Source organism: Pseudoduganella rivuli, from assembly GCF_009674485.1.
GTDB classification, from domain to species: Bacteria; Pseudomonadota; Gammaproteobacteria; order Burkholderiales; family Burkholderiaceae_D; genus Rugamonas; species Rugamonas rivuli_B.
This window is the reverse complement of record NZ_WKJJ01000010.1, coordinates 268,960-290,759: the sequence shown is the minus strand read 5'-3', so window position 1 is coordinate 290,759 and position 21,800 is coordinate 268,960. Positions and strand designations below refer to the sequence as shown.

Sequence of the window (21,800 nt, the reverse complement as noted above, 5' to 3'; positions counted from 1 at the left end):
GGGGGACAGCTATCGGTTACGAAGGATGAAGAAAGCGGGATTCCTGGAGAAGCCCGCCAAGGTAGTGGCTCAGAATTCGGCCGCGTAAAGGCCCGCAAAGTGGCTCAGATTTACTCCGCGCTTGACATGCTATTGTTCTGGTATTGAAAGCGGGGATTGAATGATGGGGAAAAGCATAAGGATTTACCTGCCAAACGAAACGGTCGCAGGCATTCGACACGCCGAAATAGCAAATTGGACAGGACAGGCGCTTGCCTGTCCACGTGCACTTTTCAGTGAACTACGTGAATGGCCTGAGGTACAACGCCCCGGCGTCTATATCTTGTTTGGCGTCAATGATGAGACTGGCACTGAAATCGCATACATTGGCGAAGCCGAAGTGCTCGCTGACCGCTTACAGAGCCATATGTCAGGAAAGGAGTTTTGGTCAGAGGTAGTGAGCTTCAGCAGTAAAGACGACAACCTTACAAAGGCGCATGTACGCTACTTGGAAGCGCGTCTTATGTCATTGGCTGGCGAAGCAAACCGTTACCAGCTTGAGAACAGCATAGTTCCAGCGCTTCCGTCTTTGCCGAGAGCGGACCGAGATGCAATGGAGGAGTTCTTAGGTTTCGCTAAAACTTTGCTGGGGGTTTTGGGGCATCGCTTGCTAGACCCTCTCGTCGTCCGCGAAAGTCCAATGAATGCACAGATCGCCGTGATGGCTCAAAAATTTCCTACGCCCGCGTCAAAGGTTCTTGAGCCTTCTGCTGTTTTTCATCTTCGGGTTAGCGGCCTACATGCCAGGGCAGTCTGGACTGAAGAAGGAATGGTTATCTTTGAAGGGTCTGATGCCGCGCTAACTCCAGCATCAAGTCTGACAGGCGGAGCAGTCACCTTGAGGCAGACGCTGCTGGAGTCTGGCGTACTTGTCAACTCAAACGAGAAAATGATCTTTAAACGAGATCACATGTTCAAGACACCATCCCAAGCAGCGGCGATTGTTGCGGGATACTCGATAAACGGACGAGACAACTGGAAACTTGATGATGGCACGACCTTCAAGCAGTACTTCGAAAGAGGTCTTGACCTGATTTAATGGTAGTTGTCGTATATGTCTCGTCCGATGTAGCTTTTTACTGGCCAAGCTTTGCCTTAATCAGTTGGTAGTAGGTACTTGCACCTGCTGCGCTCAGTTTGGCTTCCGCTACGAACTGTTCGACGATCTGCTTGCGGGTCACATCCTTCTGCTTGGACATGCGCAAGTAGATGGAAGAGGCGATTTCCATCTTCGTCGGCGCTTTAGGCTTTTTCTCAACTTTGACCACAGGCGACGCGTTGGAATCGCTTTTCCCTTCCGCCCCCGTCATATCCGCCGTCGGCGTCGATGAAATCGGCGTAGAGGCGCTTTTAATCGGTCCAGCTGCGCTTGGTGAAGCAACGACAACGACTGGCGGCGTGGTCGCAACGGCGGAGGCTGCTGGTTTCTGGTCGTTCGTTGTCTTGGGCAGATCGGTTGCGGTAGTCTTAGCGTTCATGATGTAGGCGCTCGTGTAGTTAAGGAGCCTTTACCATCAACAGTTTTTAGCAACTTGGCAACGGCCAATCTGCAAGCAGTTTCTCTGGTGCCGCATCAGCCTCTATAGCCTTTTACGAAAGCTACGACAGCGATTTTCTGTGTGTAGCCATCTCATTTCCCATCACACCCGTCACCCCAATCGCCGGAAACCCGCATGAATGCAGGGTTTCAGAAGCTATGTCAGAAGCTTTAAACGCCTCGGCGGCGGAAACAACACGAATCCTCCTGTTTTGATAGTAGGCTGTTTTCTTCCTTTTTCCCACACGTTGCCCATGCAGTCGGCGCATTTGAATAATTGAAACGAATTCTATCCAAATGTAACAATTATTCTTATCTTGATGCGATCCACAAATAACTTTGCCAACAGAATAACTCTGTGATATGTTTCCATGCGGTAACCAAAAATTAAAATATCAAATGGAGGAAAAGAATGGCTAATGATTTGACTCATGCAAAAATAATGCAAGCACTCGACTGGGCCTATGAGAAGGCGGTGAACGGAGTCGCTGGGCTCGACTCTGCAGAAGAAATGGCAAATGAATATCTCAAAACCAATGGTAGTCTTGAGGAAAAAATAAATTCTTTAATTAGATGGCAGAACACAAAAGCTGGAACATCAGGTTTTGTAACAGGATTAGGAGGCATCATAACAATGCCTGTCACAATTCCTGCAAATATAGCCTCAGTGATGTACGTCCAAATTAGGATGATCGCTGCAATTGCAAAGATGTGTGGTCAGGATTTACACAGTGATAGAGTTAAGACGCTTGTCTATGCGTGTCTTGCTGGTGATGCAGCAAAAGATATCCTAAAAGACGTTGGTATTGTTGTTGGAACAAAGGTAGCTACTAACGCTATAAAAAATATATCAGGGAAAACCATAACGGCCATCAATCAGAAGGTCGGCTTTAGGCTTTTGACAAAGTTCGGTGAGAAAGGCGTTGTTAACCTCGTGAAAATAGTCCCATTTGTAGGGGGCGTGGTAGGTGGAACAGTTGATGCAGTTGCAACTAATCTCATTGGAAATGTTGCGCGCAATACTTTTATTTCTTGTGCAGATGAGGGAAAAACGCTGGTTGCATAATTAGTATCTGTTTGAACATTTTTTTAAATTTTGGAAATAAAGATATGGAAATTAAAAATCGCGACTTTGTCTGGGAATGCGACTATGGGGAACATTCACGTGTGCTTGATAATTTAAAAGTTTTATTGGCAAGTCAAAATGCATACGAACTATCGATGTGCGCCTTGTTTGTAAATAACAATCCATATAATCTTGAATTTTTCGTTGTATTAAGTTACGAAAATCCTAAAGATGATCAAATTCAAGATATGAAGGAATTACTTCGCCCATGTGGCGCACGCTATCGCCCAGATATAACAATGGCGGAGCTTATGAGTGAGGCAGGTGAAAAGCGTTTTAATATGGCGACCGGATTAGATCCGGATAGTTTGGAATTGCTAAGTCAACTTTTTCGATTTAAAGAGCGCTTGGAAGTCGCAGGAACAATTTCAATGCGTCCTCTAGGTAAGAAGTTACCTGTTTTCCTTAGTCACTCATCATTTGACAAGCCATACGTAGAAGATGTAATCCCCTATTTTACTAGTAAGGGGCTTCCTGTTTGGTACGATAAAATTAGTATTGATTACGGGAAAACCATCGTCACCGCTATTCAAGAGGGAATTTTATCGTCTGGGGCAGTTATATTTTTCGTCACAGAGCATTTTTTAAAGTCTTCATGGTGCAATTCGGAGATGGAAGGGTTCTTGTCGAGATTTGGTTCGGGCCATAATATTTTAATGCTGACTGTAGTTAGCTCAAACGTCCCTCATGAAAACTTGCCGTTATTCCTTCAGATGAAAAAATATATAAGAGTTAACGAAGAGTTTTCTCCATTGGAGTTGGTTAATGAGTTGATTCCTATTGTCAAGAAACATTTTGGAATTTACTAATCATAAAACAAGGAAATACTTTGGCTAAGTCTAGCGATAAGGATCGTTTAATCTGGTTCCTTCAGGAGCAAGGGCGATCATCCAATAGAAATGTCCGATCTACACTTGCACTCTCTGATGAGCGGTATGCAAAAATACGTCAAGAGCTGCTTGACGATGGAGTAATCGAAAAAGTAACTGGACAAGGTGGTGGAGTTCAATTAACCAACGCCGGCCTTAAGGTAAAAACATTACCTAATTCATGTTCATCTGTTGAAAATGAGAAGGCTCTGTATGTTCCGTTGGTGAAAGTATTGGAATCTGAGTCGGAGGAGAATGAAGAGCCTGCGCTAATCATAGATACTAGTGCGCTGCGGAAAAGTGGAAAATGGTCAAATCCAGATATTTCCAAAATCTCCTTGAGAAAATTTGATATCCTCAAGATTCATAAAATACAAATCACCACCTTCGAAGTAAAGCAATGGAAACGCTGGAATATTGATTCTGTCTTTGAGGCTGCATCTCATAGACGTTTTGCGCATGAAGCGTATGTTGTACTTGAGTGGGCGAAAAATGAGCCTGTGGTTGGGCTTGAAGAAATTACAGCTGTATGCAGTAGGTTTGGAGTAGGTTTGCTAACTTTACATCCCTACTATAATTCATTTAGATATGATATACAATTGGAAGCTGAGAAGAATACACCTACTGAAGATTACATGGAAGAATTCCTAGGGTACGTTTTCGATAAAAATAAGGCTGCGCACGAACGGTATGAGAATTTATGCAGCCAATTGGGAATTTGAAATTTTTAGAATATATAAGAAATGAATTTAACTACGAATTTGAATGAATTTAATAAACGCTTTGCAGAGGTAATGCGGCCTTTTTTTTCGGCTGAGATTGAGGCGATGGAAGATGCATATGGCATGTTGTGCTTCCGTGGCCCTATCCCGATTCCGAACAATCCTGCGCACGTGGGAACTCATGTTGCTGTAACGCTTGAGAAAGAAGTGATCGAAGCGCTCGCAAGCGCTACGCCAGCCGTGCGCGAAGAGATAACTCAGCATCTGATCGACAATCTGGGGTGTCAGATCAGGATTCAGTATGACCCGGCAAGGATCGGGCCATACGCGCTCGATATTGTTGGGACCATGGAGAGTGTCCCTGCAAGGTAGTGGTGCTTGTTATCGTTGCTGCGTTTGGCGAGCAACCGAACCATCATATTTCACATTACACTGGATCGACCATCCGGCATCTAGCGCAAATATGCTTGGGCGCTAGGCCGCTGCAAGTAGGTTGGAAGTTGCAAACGCCTTGGCGATAGGAACAATGAATGTTAAAAAGTCATTACGACTAGACTGGCCAAATAATAAGGCCACACAGAAGCCTAGCATCAAGGACAGGTACTCAAACCAACGTAAGTTGCTTCCAATTCCCATTTTCATGGAAAAACAGCTCTTTTATAAAGAACTGCAGAAACTCATCGCCAACATCGAAGAGTAAAAATTTGCGAAATATAAAATATAGCGAGTAACGTTAAACGTTATAGCGACAATATTAGGCTACAAGTTGAATATAATCTTCGAGTTTAAAATTGGCACTGAGGCCCAAAAATTTCTGATGCGCTATACTAATGCCAATCCTTTTCTCGATTGCGTATGAATTATTGGGCTCTATCTGGAGCCAATAATTCAACTTCCCAAGTACACGTTCATACCGTAATGGATCAAAGACAGTCAACGAATGAAGCCTATTTTTATTGTTTTCCAAAGCGTGGACTTCTGCTCGCAGAGCGCGAACGAATTGGCGGGGGGCCTTGGGCTTCCCTGAACTAATGGAAACTCCGGTGATAATTTTCCTCGCTCCGAATATCTTTAATTTTGTTTTTTCGTTGTTAAGAGCAAATCCCTTTTCCTTAATAATCTTCTCGACCATTCTCGGTAAATTTCTAGGGATGTAATCTCCTGAAAAAGCTAAGTCATCTGCATAGCGAGAATAGGTAATATCCAAAGCCGAGGCTAATCGAGCAAGGCGAATATCTAAGGAATAAAAGACAAGATTGCTTAGTATTGGACTGGCGCACCCGCCTTGGGGAAGAGTGCCGTGAAGTGTAGAGAGCAAAGAAGAGATGTGGCTAAAATTACCGTCAAAGTTGCATTCGAGAAGGCTCTGATGTATTTGCTGGCGTGTAATCGAGCCAAAGAAGTCTCTAATATCAACGGTCAAAAGCTCTCGATTCCCAAGATGCGTAGATGCATGCATTATTGCATTCCGACCCTCCCGGTACGCAAATGCATTATCACTACTTGGAATACGATCCCGCAATTTATTGGCGATTGCCTTCTGGATATTAGCTAAAAATGGGAACGGCGCAGAAATCTCCCGATTTCCGCCGCGCCGTTTTGGAATTTTAAACGAGCGATAAAACTTAGATGAATCGGCAATGGCACCTGCAAGCAGTTGGACTGAAAACCCGTCCAGGGAAAATAGATTTAATTCTTTGGAAAACGACTCTAAAATATCCATTTAAAAAAAGTGTCGAGCTTGAGCATTACGAACCGTACTTTTTCACACAATTTATTCACGTCAGTGAATGAATTGTACTCTGCTTCGACTTGTCGAAGCAGAGTATGATCCATTCAGTGGCTAAAAGCAGCCTTAACGAGAGAGGCGATAACACCTCAGATTGCTAATGCTCAAGCCGACAGTGATATCATACACGTTTTTTTCTTCTGGTCAACAATTCCGGAGGAACTTCAGCAAGTTTCACTGGGCGTGTTGTTTTTGATAATTTGTTAATAATTGAAAAATGCTGCTCAGTTAGGTTTGCTGAAATTCGTACCTCCATATCACGTCGTTCAATAATCTCAAGCTTATGAAGAACAGTAAGGGCATCGTGAATTTCAACGGCATTCAGTCGAAAACGGGTATGCATCTCATAGAGTTCATGCCATTCTTTATCGAATAATACTCGTAAAAATTCAAAAACCACATTATTTGTGCTCATGAATTACCCAGCACGTCGCAAAAGTGTTTTAAACGGCTTCCCATCTTTCTTGATACGCCACCAGAATACTGGAAAAACATTATTCGGACAATTTTCATTTACGGCACAGTAAAGTGCTTCACTTTTTTCATAACCAAGTGAGAAATCCTTCATGTGCTTTCCCTTATAAGTGGTGGCAAGCTTTTCCTCTATCTCAGTCATCAATCCGAGCGCTTCCTTTGCCTTGTCATCGTCATAATTTTCACTGATTCCGCGGTTTAAATAAATATGCGAAAAAACCGGAACCTTGGACTCATCGCTAAGATGTTTTAGGCCAAACTTCATTCCACTAAAACAAGTGCAAAATAAATTAAATTTAGTAACTCCATTATCGCCAAGATTCTTTTTTATCCAAGCAATCTTCTTAAGCATTTTCTTGCCTGAGCCCACGAAATCATCAAATAGAACGATGTTTTGACCATTTTTTATTTTCTTTGAGGCTGATGGAATATTCGATAAAAAACGAGAATGCCAATCTTCGTATGGCATTACTTTGTTTTTGAGTTTTTGCAAGCCAGCTGTCGAACCATCAATTTCTTCTGCATTCGCAACGGCTACGATCCAGGTTTCTTTTGGTTTTAGATTCCATTCTTGTATTTGCGCATTAAATGCTTTGCATGCAGCCTCTTCGTGAATAGCATCGAAGAGGCAGAATTTCTCGATAAGGTCACGCAATAAAAGCTGCTGTGATCTGGAAGAGCATAAACTCCATAGTTCGGCTAATTCCTCGTGTAGTTGCTTTGTCCATGGCTGGATTTCGAATATGTTAATAATATCGTAAAGGGCATCAGCGGAGATTGGGGCAGCTGCAATGGACATAAATATTGGTGATCAGTAATGTATATTACAATGCGTAATCTTAACGTTAAAAGTAAAACTGCATAACAATGAATATTTGATCTTGCTGCAAAATATGCAATATATTTCAACTACGGTCGGATGGTGATTTTTTTAAGGACAACTATACGTGATCGTGTCTTAACCGTCGCAATCAACCTACTTTTGCTCCACTGGTGATCTAATCCCTGTGCAGCACCATCAATGTCAACCATCATACATGTTCTGACTAATAATTGCTCAATTGCAGCAATTTCGCATAGCTATTGGTTTTTCACAGACATGTAGGGCACGCCCTTACTCTTGATCTAGCATTGATCAGGCGCTGCGTCAACCGATCTCATTTGTACCCAAAGTCTGATACTGATAGGTGATAACCCCACGCGTTCACTAGGCGCTGAGACTGAGGCTATAGAAGCTAAAGGCTTCTCTGCTGCAAGCAACGATGGATGCTTAGCAAATATTTGATCAGATAACGATGTGGCATTAGGATATTCTGTAATAGAAAAATAGCCACCGATGTTCTTAGCAGAGATACTGACGACACATGACCTATAGAAATTGCACACTTCCGAAGCCTACTTTACCGCAAGAGTTTGAGGCTATCTGTTTAGCACTTTATCGGAAAATATGGTGTGATCCAAACGCGCAGCTAAATGGTGTAAACGGCCAGCGTCAGAACGGTGTTGATATTTTTGGGCATGACGTTACCAGCGGCAAGGCCTATGGCGTGCAATGCAAAGTTCGCTCTAAGAGAATAACCTTCCCAGAGATCGAAAGCGAAATTGAGAAGGCTGAGGGTTTTTTGCCACGAATTCAACATTTCATTATCGCCACGACTGCTGATCGCGACGGTTCCATGCAAACTAAGATTCGGCAACTCTCCGAAAGGAGGTGTGCAGCTGGTCTATTTGCTGTTCACATTGTAAGTTGGAACGAACTGACGGATATGCTTGACGAGCATCGTAGCGTGGCTACACGTTTCTTCTCGTTCTTGGATGACCAGCCTCCATTCACGGAAGCAGTGGGATCTGCCATTGGCAACGAAGACCTGTACGCACATCGACTAGCGTATGCATTGAAACTGCTGAACGAGAATCGTGCAATATATAACATGCTAACGGTATCGCGAGTCGCTGAAGCTTTACAGTCGGAACGAATATCTGATGTGGCAAAGTATTTTGAAGGTAAGGAAGAACCTACCATTCGCTTCATGCACGACTTCGCAGCGGAGTTCGGTGTTAATGCAGATTGGCTTATTCATGGCGAAGATGAAGCCTTCTACTGTGGCGATCCGATGGCCTTCACACCTGTTGATGCTATTTCATTCATTGAGAGAAATGGCCACGAGGACATTTTCATTATAAGATCTGATTCGGTTTATGGGGAGTGCGCTATTGTAGTTCGACTTAAATCCTGGCGCTATGTAACAATCAACGGCACTTGGAATGTAAGTTCACACGTAGGTGGAACTGGCCGCTCTCAGATGGAAGATCTTTGTCTATTTTTCGTTCATATGCTGAAAAATAGAATTGCATTTCGCGGGTGCTCGCTAGACAACGAAACTTTCTATAAATTGAAAGAAGGTCAGATCTATCCTGGTTCTGTGCTTGAGGGGCGAAATAGGGAATCTGATTGGTGCGTTGCACTCCTTGACTTTGAACACCGTAAAAATAATGCACAGAAATATGGCGAATGGCATGGGCAGTCTCTTTTGGATGCGCAGAGTATCTTAAAGGATTATCTTAGCTTTGAAGCAAAGAAACTAATTCAGGCAGTGTGGTAAGAGACGTCTAGCACTCGCATTTGGTTTCTTATTAGGCAACACATCATTTCCCATCATATCTTTGATAATGGAGCCTGTAACCTCAGCATGATTGCTCGTCTTCGGCTCGTAGGTTAGAAGGCTTCATGACGTCCCTTCGGCGGGGGGACGGAATTTGCTCGGCCAGACTATCGCATTTCCACCTACACCATGTTGGCAGCCCGTCGCAAACCCGCATAGACGCTGGGCTACAGCGGGTAGGTTAGAAGGTTTGAGGACTCATAACCTAGTGGGAGCATGCAGGTATCCGGACAACAGATGCCTCCTATCACTTACACCAAAGGTGTTTTTCTGTTGTCCGGATTAATTGGTATTACGGAGATTGGTGATTCCTATGGATAATCGAAGTCTTCCGATGTAGCATACATATTATCTTCATAATTCTGGCGTTCAATGAACAATTCTCTCCGTGCGTCTGCCCATGCATTAATTTTCTCAGCAATCTGTGGCATCGCAGCAATAACATGATCAATTTTACTATTCAAAACATTAATTTCTTTTGAATAATCTGCCCGCCAGAGACAATAATCTTGAGACGTTTTTGCGTCGTGTTGTCCTTGCACACTTTCATCTGTCCACGTTGAGAGAGAAATTCGGATAAGCTTTGTAAGCTCTTCCCAAGCTTCACTAACCGTCTCCATGTCGTTATGCAAGCAGTGATTGATAGTCCCGGTAGCCGTAAAGTGGGTCTCGGACAACACTGTTCCACTTCCTGGCCAGAACAAGCTTGCACCGATAGGAACTTCCTGGTCTGAATAGTATACGAATTGAAAGCTAGATAACGTTTGAACAAGATCAGTAGGGCTCAAAATCGCACAAAAATATGTTTTGAAAGCTATAGATTCACCCTGTTCATAAATCTTTTCTGCTGCCCTACCAATATCAAGAATACTCTGCATCAGCGAGAGAAGTTTTTTCTGCAAGTGCGATTCCATGGAAGAAAACCTAACCATTATCTTAACTGGCTCATTGGAATCGTCCTCTGGCGGGAGAAATCTCTTGCGAAATTCATCAAAACTTTCCCCTACATCTTCCCGGCCGCTCAGATAATTCGGATCTTTCATCTCTTTCAATTTTTTTGCTATTGCTTTTGGCATGCCTATGACCTTCTTAATGTTGAATTTAAATGTACGCGGACAACAAATGCTTCCTATCACTTAATAAAACTACTTCCATCTGTTGTCCGAACCTCTTCTTTTACTAAAAGAACTTATTGTTTCTTGGCTAATTCTATGAGCTTGAAATAAAGCTTTCTCCCCACGATTGCCGTTGTTTAATCCTGTTGTCAGCTATCTGCCTTGCCCATTGATAATGACCATAGTCAACTGCATAAAATGTCACAGCCCGAGAATTGATCACTTTCTTGAAGGTGTTATTCCAGCCTAATCCCATCTCTTTTAAGATGTCGCCGAGTAATTTCATGGGTTTAGTATCGAAATCCTTGCGGACAGAAATCCCTAGAAGTTCTTTTATGCGCTGGTTTGCGGAAAGCACCACTGTCTTGAAATCATTCAAATCACGGTTATCAATGATTTTCCCATCAATGAAATTTCCAGAATCATCAACCAGCTTCGCAGTATTCAACAATTTGAAAATCAACGTCAATTTTTCATCATCAAGGTTCATGGTATTCTCATTCGGCGCCGAGAAATTTTTAACATGCTGGATGTAATTGGAAAGCAATTCGATTTTTGGGCGGTATTTGCCGAAGTCATCCAAGGCGATCAGTTTTTCTGTTGCCGCTTCACCATAAAATTTCTCCAGGAAAAATTTTTCAAGTTTTGCCCTCTCTGACGGATCATTGGATTTGAAATTTTCGATACGTATCGCTTCCGAATGATCGATCTTTTCTGCGTCTAGAATGTCCCTACTGCGTAATTTCTTGATGTCGACTTTCGCTATCTTTCGTAAGGCGCCTCCGCATTCCGCAGCGGCCTCATCTTTGTACACGTTGCGCACTTCCCATCCGTTGTAAGTTTTATGCTTAATGAAATTTTCTTTCAAGTTATTTTTTGATGCGTTTTGAAGTGAGCGCACTTCGGCAAAATGACACAGTAGATCGTCATTCATATCAAATGTCATGAAATCGTTATTGTCATAACTAATCGTGATATCAGAAAATTCTCCGTTCTCTACTATCGTTCGCTTAATGACATCAGGTTCCGTTTCAAAATTGAATCTCTGCGGAGACACCCATGCTTTTACATATTTCGGATTCCTGACACGGCCCAATTGCTGATCAATATCAAAGTGAGTCGTAATATTTGCATAAAAGAAACCATATACGCCGTCAATAATTTGTTCGTCGTTAGGAAAACTAACGTCGATGCCTGTTCCGAGAGATGGCGATGAAATAGTTACGTCATAGTGAAGAATTTCCTCCACAATATTGTCAACAAATTCCCTTGTTTCTGAGTTTTTTGTGGTGTCAGAAGTGATCACCTTGATTTTGCACTCGGGGCCTACAGAATTTAAAATTGCTTGAGCTAATTCTTCGGCCTTGTCTTTTGAATTGCTGCATACATAGTATTTCCCACCTCTTTTAATTGATTTGATAAGATCGCTAAGCAGGTGATTTTCATTTTCGTAGATTTCGATTGATCGACTCGGGTGCTGATAACGATTGATATAGAACTTCCTTGGCATTTCTCCTCCACGTGCATTTCCTAACGAGGAAAGTGTAAGATAACCAAGATCAGCATCACATGCGATAATAGTACTGGCCTTTTCAATGAGCCGTTGCATCATCAGAAACGCATTGCGGCGGTTGCGTCCTAACGTATCTGAGGTGATGTGCGAAAAAACCTGCTCGGATTCGTCAATGAGAACTACATCATAATGATGCGTTCTTAAATTGATGAGACGAGGGATGCTATCCACACAAATTGCGTAATACCGTGAGGGTACTACTTTGTTTCCAGCTTCATCAAGATAGGAATCAAGACCAATTCGTTTTGCTGATGAAAAGATCAATGTGCGTCGATGAGAGAGCAGCAAGACGGATAAATTTTCTTGTTTGCACTCATGGACAAGACTCTTAATTTCGTGAGTTTTTCCTGTGCCCATAGGGCTACGTACCAGCAGAATACCTTCTTCAAGCTTGATGCTTCCCAAACGACTATTTCTTCGAGGTTGAACTACCCGCTCATCATTATTGAAGAACTCTGCATGTTTTGTTGCGTAGAACTGGTTATCCTGGCTTTCTTCGAATTCTATATAATTTAAATCATGATCAATGGCATTGAAGTCATATTCGCTTAAGAATTTGAGATTTTCAGTTTTTGTCCAAAATGTTTTTACGCATGTGCTGCAGTGAATTCCTTTTACCCCATGCCTTGACTCAGTTACAAATGCGCTTGCATTATTATCTTCGTGAGCAGGGCAAAAGAGGCGAGTACCTTTTATTAGTTCGGATAGATTACCTAGCTGTCCAGATGCCGTCTTGAATAGCTGAACTGTTTCAAACTCGCTCGGAGGATGGGAAACAAAGGGAGGTGCCTTTTTAAAGTCGTTGTGGATTTTCTCTGGGCGATCACTTTTATCTTTTCCTAGTGCGATAATTTCATTTAGCGCATCTTCGGAGAGTACGTTGCCCAGCACGATAGGCACTGTTTTTTTGTTGCCATAAAACATTCGGCATGCATCTTTGCAAGCTCCATCACCACCTAAAAGACGAATTGCCCCTACTAATGCATGCCGCATGGTTTGCGCGTTCGTAATTGGATTCATGCAGAAGAAAACGATGCGAAAACGATTTTCTTCCTCAGTGCTACTCCACGTGTGATAGATGATCCCTCCATACTTTTTTACGAAGGGATGCTCTAATGCATCTTCTATTCGCATTCCGCCATCGATGTCTACTCCGATAACGCTGGATGCGATGAAGTTAGCTTCACATCTGCGGCCATTATGTTGTGAGCAAAAAGCGTGACCCAATCCGATATGGTAGGCAATTTCTTCGATACTAAGGTCGTAGTTTTTGAAATCATTCGCTAATGAAATGAATGAAGCTTTGTCATCGCTCTTCGGTTTGAAATCGATTTTCGTGTGGATTGCGATCTTCATAAAATCCCCCATTTTTGATGGCGTTGCTTCGAAGACGAATCAACGCCGATTTTTATTAGTCGTTAGGAAGGACTTCCAGCAATGAAATCAATTTTTTCAACACGTCCTGCATCGGTGCTTGATTGCCTTGCATGGCTGCCAGGTCACCGCCGAGCTTCCGGTTAATCTTTGGGCCGCCGTGTCCGAACGACCGCAGTGCTTCAGTGAACACCGCGTAGATCGGATCGATCCCTTTCACATGCAGCACGGTAGAAACCGCCGCCCACATGCTCATGAGTGAAGTCCAGTCTGTGTCGTTGATGTTTGCCGGGCGGTTTTTGCGCGTGCACAGCGCGGACAAGTTGATGCCCCCGTCTTGCTTGCAGTATTTCTTCAGCCACGGATACTGATTGATATTGCAGGGGAAGAAGAACACAACGCCCTTCGATAGCAACGCATTGATGGTCTTGGGTGTCACTTCGTCCGGGCTATCGAAGCGCACGTCAAACGTACCGTTGTATATTTCGCTGTAGCTTTTGTTAGCTGCTTCCGCACAGTGCGATTCGACGAAGCAGCGGATAGTATCCACCAACGCGAACAGGTCACGGCGTTCCTCCTGCTTGGATTTCACTACATCGCTGAGTGGCTGCCGGGGCTGGTTTTCGAGCTGGGGCGGTGCGGCGATAGCGTCGACGATTTGTATACTTGGTACATGAGTTTTTACAGTTGGTTCGATGGTGTTAGCGTCCACGGTAGGAGCAACAGTGGCAGCGATAACAGCGGTGTCTTGGGTTGCGAAGTCAGTCATTTGTAATCTTTCATTTTCTGCAATGCGCAGAAAGTTTGGAGTTGCGCCGCATCGACATTGAGCGGCATCATCTAGTACTTTTTTGTTGTGAAAACCGGCCGATTTCCACGACGTGTGCATATTGTCTTGACCCATCTACTGTGCCAGCGACGACGCTGCGAGAAAATCTACAACTTATCTGGAGTAGTTAAAGTGTTAGCAGAACCATTCAATGACGTTGACCGCGAACTGAACGAAGGTCCGTCGCCATATCTGTACGGCTACCCAGACGTTTACGGAGACAACCCGCAACCCAAAACGAGTCCGTACTACTGGTGGTTCCAGCATTTAAAGCGTCATGCTGGTTACAAGGCTTGCTGCGAGCGTGGTGGTGAGGGGGAGTACGCTGCTCTGTATCTGGATTGGGGAGACGTTCGGACGGATGACTTCGAGGAATGGTTTTTTCAACACGGCGATGCTCTCTTCCGAGAACCACATGTTCAGGACGATCTGGGTGAAATACGAGATGCGGCCCAGTTGGAGAAAATTAACTTGAGCGATACCATGGTCGTAGCCGTCCCGATCCGATTAGGAAAAAGAAATTTATCAAAGCAGGAAATAATTTATCAATTCTCTCTGCTTTTAGATGCTCGATTTCCGGGAAACATCGGAGGACGGCCACAATATGTTAGCGAAGCGAAGTACAGATTCAATGGCTATCCGCAGCTTGATAAATTGGAAGAACGATTACGCATCTACGATATGCGCCAGAAGCATCCCGATTGGCCTTTGTGGAAGATTGGTGAACAACTTGCATTAGATGGATTTTTCAAATCTGGTCTTCGCAACGTTACAAACTCGAAGGAGCAAGATAAACTTGGCGAGGAAAAACGGAGAAAGATGACAACGCTGGTTAGCCAAAGGTTGAAGAAAGCGCGGATGCAAATTGCAAATTCCGTGAGCAACGTATTTGAAATCGTATGAGTCTCTCACCCTTTTACGGCCAGCGTATGTCATAGCCACTGGAAGCCTTCATTGCGCTAGGGACACTGGATAAGTGGTATGGGCCAATATAGGGGCAATGGTCTCGCCAGCGTTCATCTTGATTGTTTTTTAACAATTAAGTTGTCATATTAATATTAAAATGGTGTAGAAATTGCTTGATTTGATGCTTTAAAAGCAATTATTTTTTTGTTTTTGATGGCGCATTCTAGGCAGACGCGATTACAGGCTTATGGTGACCATACAAAGTTTAAAGCTCCATGGGTATGGCCAGCCTCGTTGTAACTTCATCTGGGCCAATCTGGAGAGTGGTTTATTTGACAATATTGAATCCCCCGTAGAGTTTTAATTTCTTATGAAGATCTATGAAGTATTATTTGAATTGTGGGTGAAATACCTCCGTTGAACTAGGAATATAAATAGCTGATGATGTAGCTGTTTATATTGATTCGACGGAGAAGATTGTGGGTTTGCACAAGAGAGATAATAGCTCTAATTGGTATTATGCTTTTCAGGTAAAAAACAAGAAATATGTGGGTAGCACGGGAACGGCTAACAAGACTAAAGCGCTGCAAGTTGAGCGCGAAATGCGAAACAAAATTCACAGCGAGACTTTTCTAGGCGAAGCGGAAGAGGTTTCGTTGCGTGACGCTGTATTACGCTACCTGGAGCCCCGTAAACAGTTTTCTTACTATCGTGGCATGGAGTCGATTTCTCGCAAGATGTTTGGCAGCAAACGAGATTCGAAATCAAAAAAGGACTATCCGTGCTATGGATTACCTACAAATCTACTTTTACATGAGATTCAAACTAAACACGTTGAGCGATTAGTCGCGAAACGTAGAGCGGAAGGCGATAAACCTGCCACGATCAAGCATGAAATAGGATTGATAAGGTCAACACTACGTGAAATGCAAAAGCTCGGCTATAAGACTGCACGCGATGTAGTGTTTCCTCAATTGAAGACGTCCTATCGTCTGCGCTACCTTGATTCAAATGATGAGGCTGCATTGCTGCGGGAGTTGGATCCAAAAATCATTAGGAGCGGTCTAAAGTCTGTTGAGGAGCGCACACCTGAGATGCAGCGAAATGTTCAGGACAATTATGACCTTGTAATCATGCTGCTAGATACGGGTTGCCGCTATTCTGAAGCTGCGAACATCCCTTGGTCTTGCATTGACTTGGAAGCCGGAACTCTCAGTATCTACCGCAGCAAGGTGAACAATGAAGATGTGTTGTACATGACAAATCGTCTGCGCGAAGTGATGACTCGTCGATTTGCCGAGAGACTACCAGATGCCAGATATGTTTTCGAGAACAAGGTAGGGAAGGCACGGGGTTACGCGGCCCAGGCGATCAAGAAAGCTATGGATCGTGCTGGCTTAAATGATGAGAACGTGGTTCGTGACAAGGGTGGAAAGGTCACTATGCACACGCTGCGACATTCGTATGCAAGTAAGCTGGTGAAAAATGGAATCAGCTTGTTTGAAGTCTCGGTGTTACTTGGCCACAGCGACTCAAAGATGACACAGCGTTATGCGCATTTGGCACCTAATGATGCAAGTAGGAAAGCTGTAAGCTTGATCGATTCTTTGCAGGCTGATTCGCTCGTAAATAGATAACTGAGAAGATCGTATAACACCTGTAGGTACGGGGTGTTATACGAAATATCATAAGGGGAGGCAGCTATTTCACATTGCTGACGCAACACCGTGCAGCAATAGATTTTGCTTAGAGGGGCATTGGTTATTCTGATAAATACATTTTTATGAGGATTAACTATGCCAACTCTGTTACCTACTATTGATGAAATAGCTCAAGAGAAAAAGAGACGAGTTTTGCTTTTGTCGTTCCCCGGAGCTGGATCAAAATACTCAAAAAACCCAGTCAGAAAATACCTTCTCTCTTGGTTAGAACTGGCGGGCATTCCATTTCAAGAGTGCGGCGACGATCCTAGTATTTCTGGCTACTCCTCGTATCAAGGTGAGATTTTTGTCGACGTCGAATGCCACTCCAATGATGAAGATTATAAGAGGCTGACGAAATTTCTCATTGGCCCTGATGATGATTCGAGATTTACGCGAATCGCTCTTTCATTCCACTCACCCTAAGGCTTTCAGTTCTAAAATTCTGGTAGCTTTTTATGATATACGGCCGCAGCGATAGCACATCCGAGAAGGTCGTACAATATCCATGTTTCTGAGCTTGGTCCAATTAGCAGTTGAATAACAAGGGCCGTAGAGATGAAGAACACGAGCGTATAAGCGAACCATTTTACGATGAAACCAAAAAATGGCTCAAGTCCGGATACGTCGGCGCCATGTTCGGTATAGTACTCGCTGAGATTGCTACGGCAGAATGGGCACACCTGAGCTGATATAGATATATCGGAGCGGCACATTGGGCATTTCATGGTTTTATCCTCTTTTCAAAGAAACCATCGGCATTTGTTTAATTCAAAGAGAGCTCCGTGTTGCAATTAGGGCATTCAAGAAATAAGTGATTTACAGAATCGTATGCTGCAAACCCGGCTCCTAAAAGGCCGTACACCCACCATGGAAGGAAGCCAGGTGCTCCCTTCATCTGGTTGCTCAACTCCACTGCAAGCAGAGCCCCAAAAACTGCGATACCTGTTAAGGTTGTTTTGGTACGATTATGCTTTCTCACCTTGCGTCGGACACCCATCATTCCTCCATATCCGCATTGAAGACAAGTGCATTGCTTATGTTCGCTGTAACTGGACAGACTTGCGCGGATATGCTCCGGTAACATTTGATGTGTATTCATTGATCTTTCATCCCATTTGGCTTGAAGTAAATATTCACTGCTTACTATCAGTGTTTTCTCGACCTTCGACTACTGCTTTACGATCTTTCGTGACCACGAGATTTCCACATCCGGCAACTTGAACCTTTAAGCCGACTTGAAGCGGCGATGCGGTCCAGTTTTCGTACAAATCACCATCGCAGCGGTACGTGAACTTTGTTCCTGTAAAGCGAAGGTCAGGCAGGGGGCCGCACTTATCGCATGGCACGCGTACGTACTGGGGCTGAACTTCGACAATCTCAACGAATCGTAAGATCGTGGCTGACGCCTTCTGCGCCTGCCCCATAGAAGAGGTCGGCGCAGCGAGCGCCGCAGCTAGAAGTACCGCTGACACAGATTTCATTCTTGGTTTCATCGGGAAGTTGCATCTGGGGAATAGCTTACAGTAACTCTATGTTACTGTGTGAAAATGATAGATCTATAGAGTTACTTCTTCAGTAGGTAGGTTCCTCATCCATGGAAACTACCAACGAAAAACTGCGGCAGGAGTTCAGCCTTCGCTTGAAGAAAGAACTTGAACGCATGGGACTACCTCTCTCAAGTCCAACCCGCATCGCTGCTGAATTCAGCGCCAAGTACCCACGAAACAAGATCGCCGCGCAGACAGTACGGAAGTGGTTGTTTGCAGAAGCCATTCCCACGCAAGCAAAGTTACTTGCATTGGCTGAGTGGCTCGGTGTTTCTGAGCAGTGGCTTCGTTTCGGCACTGGCCGGCGTCGATCATCCAAGGTGGATAACGCTGGTGGGGTACAGGCCGAATTCGGTGTCGTTGTGGTGGGCAAGAATCAGGACGCGGTTGTTCCTGTTGTGGAGCTTCTAGCGAAGCTGTCGCCCAAAAACGTTCGACTGGTTGAAAACATGGTTCGGTGCGTTCTCGCCAGCCAGGACGAAGACAACTAAACTGTTGCTGTTGCGTGTTTTGAAGTAGCCCTGATAGATACAGGGGAAACAGCGCAAAAAACCGGAAAAGTTAGCGTGCTGAAAGTGCACAGATACAGTGCCGGGTTAAAACGGGAAATGCCCCCTTCGAAAACGTGCCACTGTGCGTTGAGGTTCTCATCGTTCGGATTGAGGGTAGCAGTACCATCAACGAACGAAAGCCCCGCATGACGAAGAAGAAACCGCTGCCTACGAAATCTGAACAGGAGCGCCCAGCCGTAACAGTTCATTCCGCCGCGTTGCGTAACCGGGCCATGCACACCGAAGCTCCCTCTACGGCACAGCCTGATGTCGCAGTCCTACGTATCGCGGGGATGCTTGCTCAGCTCTCCCCAGCCAACAGGCAACTGGCAGAAAAGATCATTCGATGTGTGCTTGATGAGCAAACGTGAGAAACATAGCGTTTGCGGGTAACTAAATTAGCTTGGTTGCAGTTCAGCATCTTAGCTGTTCTGCTATCATCGTTCGCAATATTGACTCGTAGCAACACGACACGCGGACGAATTCTATGATCAAGCTGAAGTACCCTGATATGGCCTTCGACGAGCAAGAACTGATTGACTTCATCAGCGCGACTGGCAAAAGCTATGTGGTTCAGGGCCAGCGCATCAAAACGCTCGCAAAACACACCAATCCCAATTCCCTCGATGTGTGGCTGCGTAAGCGCTTCCCGAAAATGCAGGACACGAAGCTTGCGGACAACTATGTGATTGACGCGCTAGTTGAGACTGGCAAGTTAGCCGCGACGAAGGAGATATGTCCGGACAGCGGGCGGATGTGCAAGGCGATACGACTTGTATAATTTCCTGCAAGGCGTTAGTTCGCGTTTCGTTCCACGCGTTTAAATCGATTAGAAACGCTTCTAACGCGTGGAGCGCAGTAGAGATGTATCGACGCGCCGAAAAAATTAAATCGATTCTCGGCGTTTTAAAATCGTTATAAAAATAACTTGCATTTTTACAACCGCTTGCCTGCAGATAGTCGCCAGCATTCGCCTTTCGGAACAAACCAGCTTTCTCATAGGCTTAAATAAGTTGACTAAAATGGTTCCATATCGCATAGTACTCACCTACTTTTCCGTTCCAATATTTTGCATTAGCTTGAATCACAGAAGAAAGCTGGTCTAAATAAATTTCAGAAAGATCTGCCAAACTGTCATCGTAGTGTCCAGTATCGGGTTTGGGAAGATGCATATGAAAAACCATTTTTGCTGTTAATGCATCTGCATCTAACCGTGCCGAGTCCGTCAGGAATTCAGAAATATCTTTTCCGTTGACTCGACAGAAAGCCAACAAGCACTCCAAATCATGTATTGTAACGTAGTAAATATGTTGAAGTGGTATGTGCAAAGCGCCGTATTTCGCAACTATTTCTTTGGTCAGCTCTGGAAATAGTTCAGTCTCGACTTTTTGTCCAGTTGAGATGAAATGATCTTGGTGAACTACAACAAGCATAAAGGTTGATTTTTTAGGAAAGTCGGCAAGCCCGGAAAGATTGTGACTGCATTCTTGGCCTTGCCAAATGGCCTTAATATAGCTTGAGGTCAATCGTTCACGTAGCGCAGTGGGATCTACGCAAGTACTGGTGTAGTCGTTGGGTTCAATAGCTTTGGCGTCTAGAAAAATCCTGCCTGCATCTTCAATAAGAAAATCGACTAATTTACCTTTCTTCTTTTCTCGCGTATAAATCACCGCAATCTTGTCTTCGTTGATATGATTGACCTGATTACGTATCAAAAGCGTCTCGACATAACGCTCCATTGTTTCACCAAATTTTTTCTTGAAATCTTCGCGAAAAGCCGTTTTCAGAAAATTAGATACAAAAGACCCCATCGAGCGAAGCAGAACTTTTCTGTTGCTGACTATGACATTTTTCCCCTCTAGGATAAGAGGTTTTGTCACAAATGGGGTTTCTGAGAAATATTCCCACGTGGGACACTCATCCTCCCGGAACGTGCTGAAGAACTCGGGCAATTTGGAAGAACGTGTGGCGGTTAGTTTTAAGAATGAAGCTAGGTCGTCAACGGATATCGATGGGGTAAGCTGAATCAATACATTGGCTTGGCTTACCTTACACAACTGCCCTGGCTTCTCACCAAACGCAAGACTGACGAAGTAGAAAGCAATTGCAAAAAAATTATCCAGAGAAATGCCTGCGGCTAGGAGGAATTTTTCTCGGTAATACCCAGTGGAATCGTCGCAAAACCACATTCGCTGACGTGCCAATGCTAACATGTCCGAGACGTCATCGGTCTGACAGGCAACCTGCTGCATTAGTAGCGAACGAATTTTGAGCGTGAAAGGGTTGGTATCATCAAGTACAGCGGCAAGAGGTTGTAGCTGGTAAATGTCATTAGCAATTGCATTGAACTCTTTTTTTGTAATGTCGCGTCCCAGCGCGCCGTGCGTCTGCATTGACCATTTCACTAGTAAAAATAATATATTGGGCATCGCTTTAGCCCGGTTTATGGGATCAGTCCCACTTCCCTCTAGTGCTTGTAGTGAAAGCCACAGGATGGAGTTTTTCGAATAACGTGAAAGCTCAGTCTTGATTTTTTTTGCCGCATCTACGTATTTCTTTCCCATTGCTACCTTATGAAGATGTGAATTGATGGATTTACTCAAGCATCTTAAATTATGATGATGCCGATTTCACCGTACATAAAAAAACGGCGACTTCTCGTCGCCGTTTTTCTTACTTGATCAGAAACTGATCCTTGTCTTTACCTTCCAGCCACTTCGGTGACCGGCCACGACCAGTCCAGGTCTCACCAGTTGCATCATTGCGGTACTTGGCTGCCACGGCAACGCGTTCTTTAACGCTTTTAACCTTGGTCGCACCTGCCAGATCTGCCAAGGTCAAGCCATACTGATTCATGATTTCAGCGATCCTTGCTTTTGCATCGGCGATCTCGTTCTTACGGGCAGCTTCGGCAAGCTGCTGCAGCTCAGCGATCTTGGCGGCGTATTCTTGATAGGTGGACATGAAGTTCCTTTTTTGGTTG

At 44.3% G+C, this 21,800-nt stretch carries 21 protein-coding genes; 12 read left to right on the top strand and 9 right to left on the bottom strand.

Features of this window, described 5'->3' with window-relative positions; genetic code table 11:
- Nucleotides 1-160 precede the first annotated feature (160 nt).
- Nucleotides 161-1,078: a GIY-YIG nuclease family protein gene (locus GJ700_RS17805; RefSeq protein WP_154376244.1), complete on the top strand. Its 918-nt coding sequence runs from the start codon at nucleotides 161-163 to the stop codon at nucleotides 1,076-1,078.
- Between the two features lie 37 nt (nucleotides 1,079-1,115).
- Here GJ700_RS17805 and GJ700_RS36275 read toward each other — a convergent pair whose 3' ends face one another.
- Nucleotides 1,116-1,349 (bottom strand): hypothetical protein, encoded by a 234-nt coding sequence (locus tag GJ700_RS36275; RefSeq protein WP_371868016.1) that lies wholly within the window; start codon nucleotides 1,347-1,349, stop codon nucleotides 1,116-1,118.
- 639 nt (nucleotides 1,350-1,988) lie between these two features.
- Here GJ700_RS36275 and GJ700_RS17795 point away from each other — a divergent pair.
- The 4 genes from GJ700_RS17795 to GJ700_RS17780 are packed head-to-tail and all read left to right on the top strand — an operon-like array spanning nucleotide 1,989 to nucleotide 4,665.
- Complete coding sequence (locus GJ700_RS17795; RefSeq protein WP_154376240.1) at nucleotides 1,989-2,642, top strand: EcsC family protein; 654 nt, start codon at nucleotides 1,989-1,991, stop codon at nucleotides 2,640-2,642.
- 44 nt (nucleotides 2,643-2,686) lie between these two features.
- On the top strand, nucleotides 2,687-3,511 hold the full coding sequence (locus GJ700_RS17790) for a toll/interleukin-1 receptor domain-containing protein (protein WP_154376238.1): 825 nt from the start codon (nucleotides 2,687-2,689) through the stop codon (nucleotides 3,509-3,511).
- A 20-nt stretch (nucleotides 3,512-3,531) separates the two neighbouring features.
- Nucleotides 3,532-4,293, top strand: a complete 762-nt coding sequence (locus GJ700_RS17785) for a hypothetical protein (RefSeq protein WP_154376236.1) — start codon at nucleotides 3,532-3,534, stop codon at nucleotides 4,291-4,293.
- 21 nt (nucleotides 4,294-4,314) lie between these two features.
- Nucleotides 4,315-4,665, top strand: a complete 351-nt coding sequence (locus GJ700_RS17780) for a hypothetical protein (protein WP_154376234.1) — start codon at nucleotides 4,315-4,317, stop codon at nucleotides 4,663-4,665.
- A 382-nt stretch (nucleotides 4,666-5,047) separates the two neighbouring features.
- Here the strand turns inward: GJ700_RS17780 and GJ700_RS17775 are convergent, their stop codons facing one another.
- The 3 genes from GJ700_RS17775 to GJ700_RS17765 form a co-directional block, all read right to left on the bottom strand.
- Nucleotides 5,048-6,016, bottom strand: coding sequence for a reverse transcriptase family protein (locus tag GJ700_RS17775; protein ID WP_154376232.1), 969 nt, complete (start codon nucleotides 6,014-6,016; stop codon nucleotides 5,048-5,050).
- Nucleotides 6,017-6,203: 187 nt separating this feature from the next.
- The gene (locus tag GJ700_RS17770) at nucleotides 6,204-6,497 is read right to left on the bottom strand and encodes a hypothetical protein (RefSeq protein ID WP_154376230.1); all 294 of its coding nucleotides are present in this window, start codon (nucleotides 6,495-6,497) and stop codon (nucleotides 6,204-6,206) included.
- 3 nt (nucleotides 6,498-6,500) lie between these two features.
- Nucleotides 6,501-7,355 carry a phosphoribosyltransferase-like protein gene (locus GJ700_RS17765; protein WP_154376228.1) on the bottom strand — a complete coding sequence of 285 codons (855 nt, stop codon included), beginning with the start codon at nucleotides 7,353-7,355 and terminating at the stop codon, nucleotides 6,501-6,503.
- Between the two features lie 565 nt (nucleotides 7,356-7,920).
- Between GJ700_RS17765 and GJ700_RS17760 the strand changes: the two genes are divergently transcribed.
- Nucleotides 7,921-9,159 carry a helix-turn-helix domain-containing protein gene (locus tag GJ700_RS17760; protein WP_154376226.1) on the top strand — a complete coding sequence of 413 codons (1,239 nt, stop codon included), beginning with the start codon at nucleotides 7,921-7,923 and terminating at the stop codon, nucleotides 9,157-9,159.
- A 371-nt stretch (nucleotides 9,160-9,530) separates the two neighbouring features.
- Here the strand turns inward: GJ700_RS17760 and GJ700_RS17755 are convergent, their stop codons facing one another.
- The 3 genes from GJ700_RS17755 to GJ700_RS17745 all read right to left on the bottom strand — a co-directional run bounded on the left by GJ700_RS17755 (nucleotide 9,531) and on the right by GJ700_RS17745 (nucleotide 14,185).
- Nucleotides 9,531-10,295: a hypothetical protein gene (locus GJ700_RS17755; protein WP_154376225.1), complete on the bottom strand. Its 765-nt coding sequence runs from the start codon at nucleotides 10,293-10,295 to the stop codon at nucleotides 9,531-9,533.
- A gap of 133 nt (nucleotides 10,296-10,428) precedes the next feature.
- A complete protein-coding gene (locus GJ700_RS17750) occupies nucleotides 10,429-13,263 on the bottom strand; it encodes a plasmid replication protein, CyRepA1 family (protein WP_195763923.1) in 2,835 nt (944 codons plus the stop codon).
- 55 nt (nucleotides 13,264-13,318) lie between these two features.
- On the bottom strand, nucleotides 13,319-14,185 hold the full coding sequence (locus tag GJ700_RS17745; RefSeq protein WP_154376221.1) for a hypothetical protein: 867 nt from the start codon (nucleotides 14,183-14,185) through the stop codon (nucleotides 13,319-13,321).
- A gap of 57 nt (nucleotides 14,186-14,242) precedes the next feature.
- Between GJ700_RS17745 and GJ700_RS17740 the strand changes: the two genes are divergently transcribed.
- From GJ700_RS17740 to GJ700_RS17715, 6 genes are all read left to right on the top strand, one after another.
- A complete protein-coding gene (locus GJ700_RS17740) occupies nucleotides 14,243-15,013 on the top strand; it encodes a hypothetical protein (protein ID WP_154376219.1) in 771 nt (256 codons plus the stop codon).
- Nucleotides 15,014-15,495: 482 nt separating this feature from the next.
- On the top strand, nucleotides 15,496-16,653 hold the full coding sequence (locus GJ700_RS17735) for a tyrosine-type recombinase/integrase (RefSeq protein WP_371868010.1): 1,158 nt from the start codon (nucleotides 15,496-15,498) through the stop codon (nucleotides 16,651-16,653).
- Between the two features lie 159 nt (nucleotides 16,654-16,812).
- Entirely contained in the window at nucleotides 16,813-17,142 is a 330-nt protein-coding gene (locus GJ700_RS17730) for a hypothetical protein (RefSeq protein WP_154376217.1), read from the top strand.
- Nucleotides 17,143-18,313: 1,171 nt separating this feature from the next.
- Nucleotides 18,314-18,757 carry a hypothetical protein gene (locus GJ700_RS17725; RefSeq protein ID WP_154376215.1) on the top strand — a complete coding sequence of 148 codons (444 nt, stop codon included), beginning with the start codon at nucleotides 18,314-18,316 and terminating at the stop codon, nucleotides 18,755-18,757.
- Nucleotides 18,758-18,963: 206 nt separating this feature from the next.
- On the top strand, nucleotides 18,964-19,188 hold the full coding sequence (locus tag GJ700_RS17720; RefSeq protein WP_154376213.1) for a hypothetical protein: 225 nt from the start codon (nucleotides 18,964-18,966) through the stop codon (nucleotides 19,186-19,188).
- A gap of 116 nt (nucleotides 19,189-19,304) precedes the next feature.
- A complete protein-coding gene (locus GJ700_RS17715; RefSeq protein WP_154376211.1) occupies nucleotides 19,305-19,598 on the top strand; it encodes a hypothetical protein in 294 nt (97 codons plus the stop codon).
- Nucleotides 19,599-19,821: 223 nt separating this feature from the next.
- Here the strand turns inward: GJ700_RS17715 and gapS1 are convergent, their stop codons facing one another.
- Both gapS1 and GJ700_RS17705 read right to left on the bottom strand, forming a co-directional pair.
- A complete protein-coding gene (gene gapS1, locus GJ700_RS17710) occupies nucleotides 19,822-21,381 on the bottom strand; it encodes a GapS1 family protein (protein WP_154376209.1) in 1,560 nt (519 codons plus the stop codon).
- A 109-nt stretch (nucleotides 21,382-21,490) separates the two neighbouring features.
- Nucleotides 21,491-21,781, bottom strand: coding sequence for an H-NS histone family protein (locus tag GJ700_RS17705; protein ID WP_154376207.1), 291 nt, complete (start codon nucleotides 21,779-21,781; stop codon nucleotides 21,491-21,493).
- Nucleotides 21,782-21,800 lie beyond the last annotated feature (19 nt).

Bases quoted from the DNA above. Each gene is read 5' to 3' on its own strand.
- GJ700_RS17755 (WP_154376225.1), bottom strand. From the start codon at position 10,295: ATGCCAAAAGCAATAGCAAAAAAATTGAAAGAGATGAAAGATCCGAAT.
- GJ700_RS17705 (WP_154376207.1), bottom strand. From the start codon at position 21,781: ATGTCCACCTATCAAGAATACGCCGCCAAGATCGCTGAGCTGCAGCAG.
- GJ700_RS17720 (WP_154376213.1), top strand. From the start codon at position 18,964: ATGACGAAGAAGAAACCGCTGCCTACGAAATCTGAACAGGAGCGCCCA.
- GJ700_RS17750 (WP_195763923.1), bottom strand. From the start codon at position 13,263: ATGAAGATCGCAATCCACACGAAAATCGATTTCAAACCGAAGAGCGAT.
- GJ700_RS17765 (WP_154376228.1), bottom strand. From the start codon at position 7,355: ATGTCCATTGCAGCTGCCCCAATCTCCGCTGATGCCCTTTACGATATT.
- GJ700_RS36275 (WP_371868016.1), bottom strand. From the start codon at position 1,349: ATGACGGGGGCGGAAGGGAAAAGCGATTCCAACGCGTCGCCTGTGGTC.
- GJ700_RS17790 (WP_154376238.1), top strand. From the start codon at position 2,687: ATGGAAATTAAAAATCGCGACTTTGTCTGGGAATGCGACTATGGGGAA.
- GJ700_RS17770 (WP_154376230.1), bottom strand. From the start codon at position 6,497: ATGAGCACAAATAATGTGGTTTTTGAATTTTTACGAGTATTATTCGAT.
- GJ700_RS17715 (WP_154376211.1), top strand. From the start codon at position 19,305: ATGATCAAGCTGAAGTACCCTGATATGGCCTTCGACGAGCAAGAACTG.
- GJ700_RS17760 (WP_154376226.1), top strand. From the start codon at position 7,921: ATGACCTATAGAAATTGCACACTTCCGAAGCCTACTTTACCGCAAGAG.
- GJ700_RS17725 (WP_154376215.1), top strand. From the start codon at position 18,314: ATGGAAACTACCAACGAAAAACTGCGGCAGGAGTTCAGCCTTCGCTTG.
- GJ700_RS17780 (WP_154376234.1), top strand. From the start codon at position 4,315: ATGAATTTAACTACGAATTTGAATGAATTTAATAAACGCTTTGCAGAG.
- GJ700_RS17745 (WP_154376221.1), bottom strand. From the start codon at position 14,185: ATGGGTCAAGACAATATGCACACGTCGTGGAAATCGGCCGGTTTTCAC.
- GJ700_RS17795 (WP_154376240.1), top strand. From the start codon at position 1,989: ATGGCTAATGATTTGACTCATGCAAAAATAATGCAAGCACTCGACTGG.
- GJ700_RS17805 (WP_154376244.1), top strand. From the start codon at position 161: ATGATGGGGAAAAGCATAAGGATTTACCTGCCAAACGAAACGGTCGCA.
- gapS1 (WP_154376209.1), bottom strand. From the start codon at position 21,381: ATGGGAAAGAAATACGTAGATGCGGCAAAAAAAATCAAGACTGAGCTT.
- GJ700_RS17775 (WP_154376232.1), bottom strand. From the start codon at position 6,016: ATGGATATTTTAGAGTCGTTTTCCAAAGAATTAAATCTATTTTCCCTG.
- GJ700_RS17730 (WP_154376217.1), top strand. From the start codon at position 16,813: ATGCCAACTCTGTTACCTACTATTGATGAAATAGCTCAAGAGAAAAAG.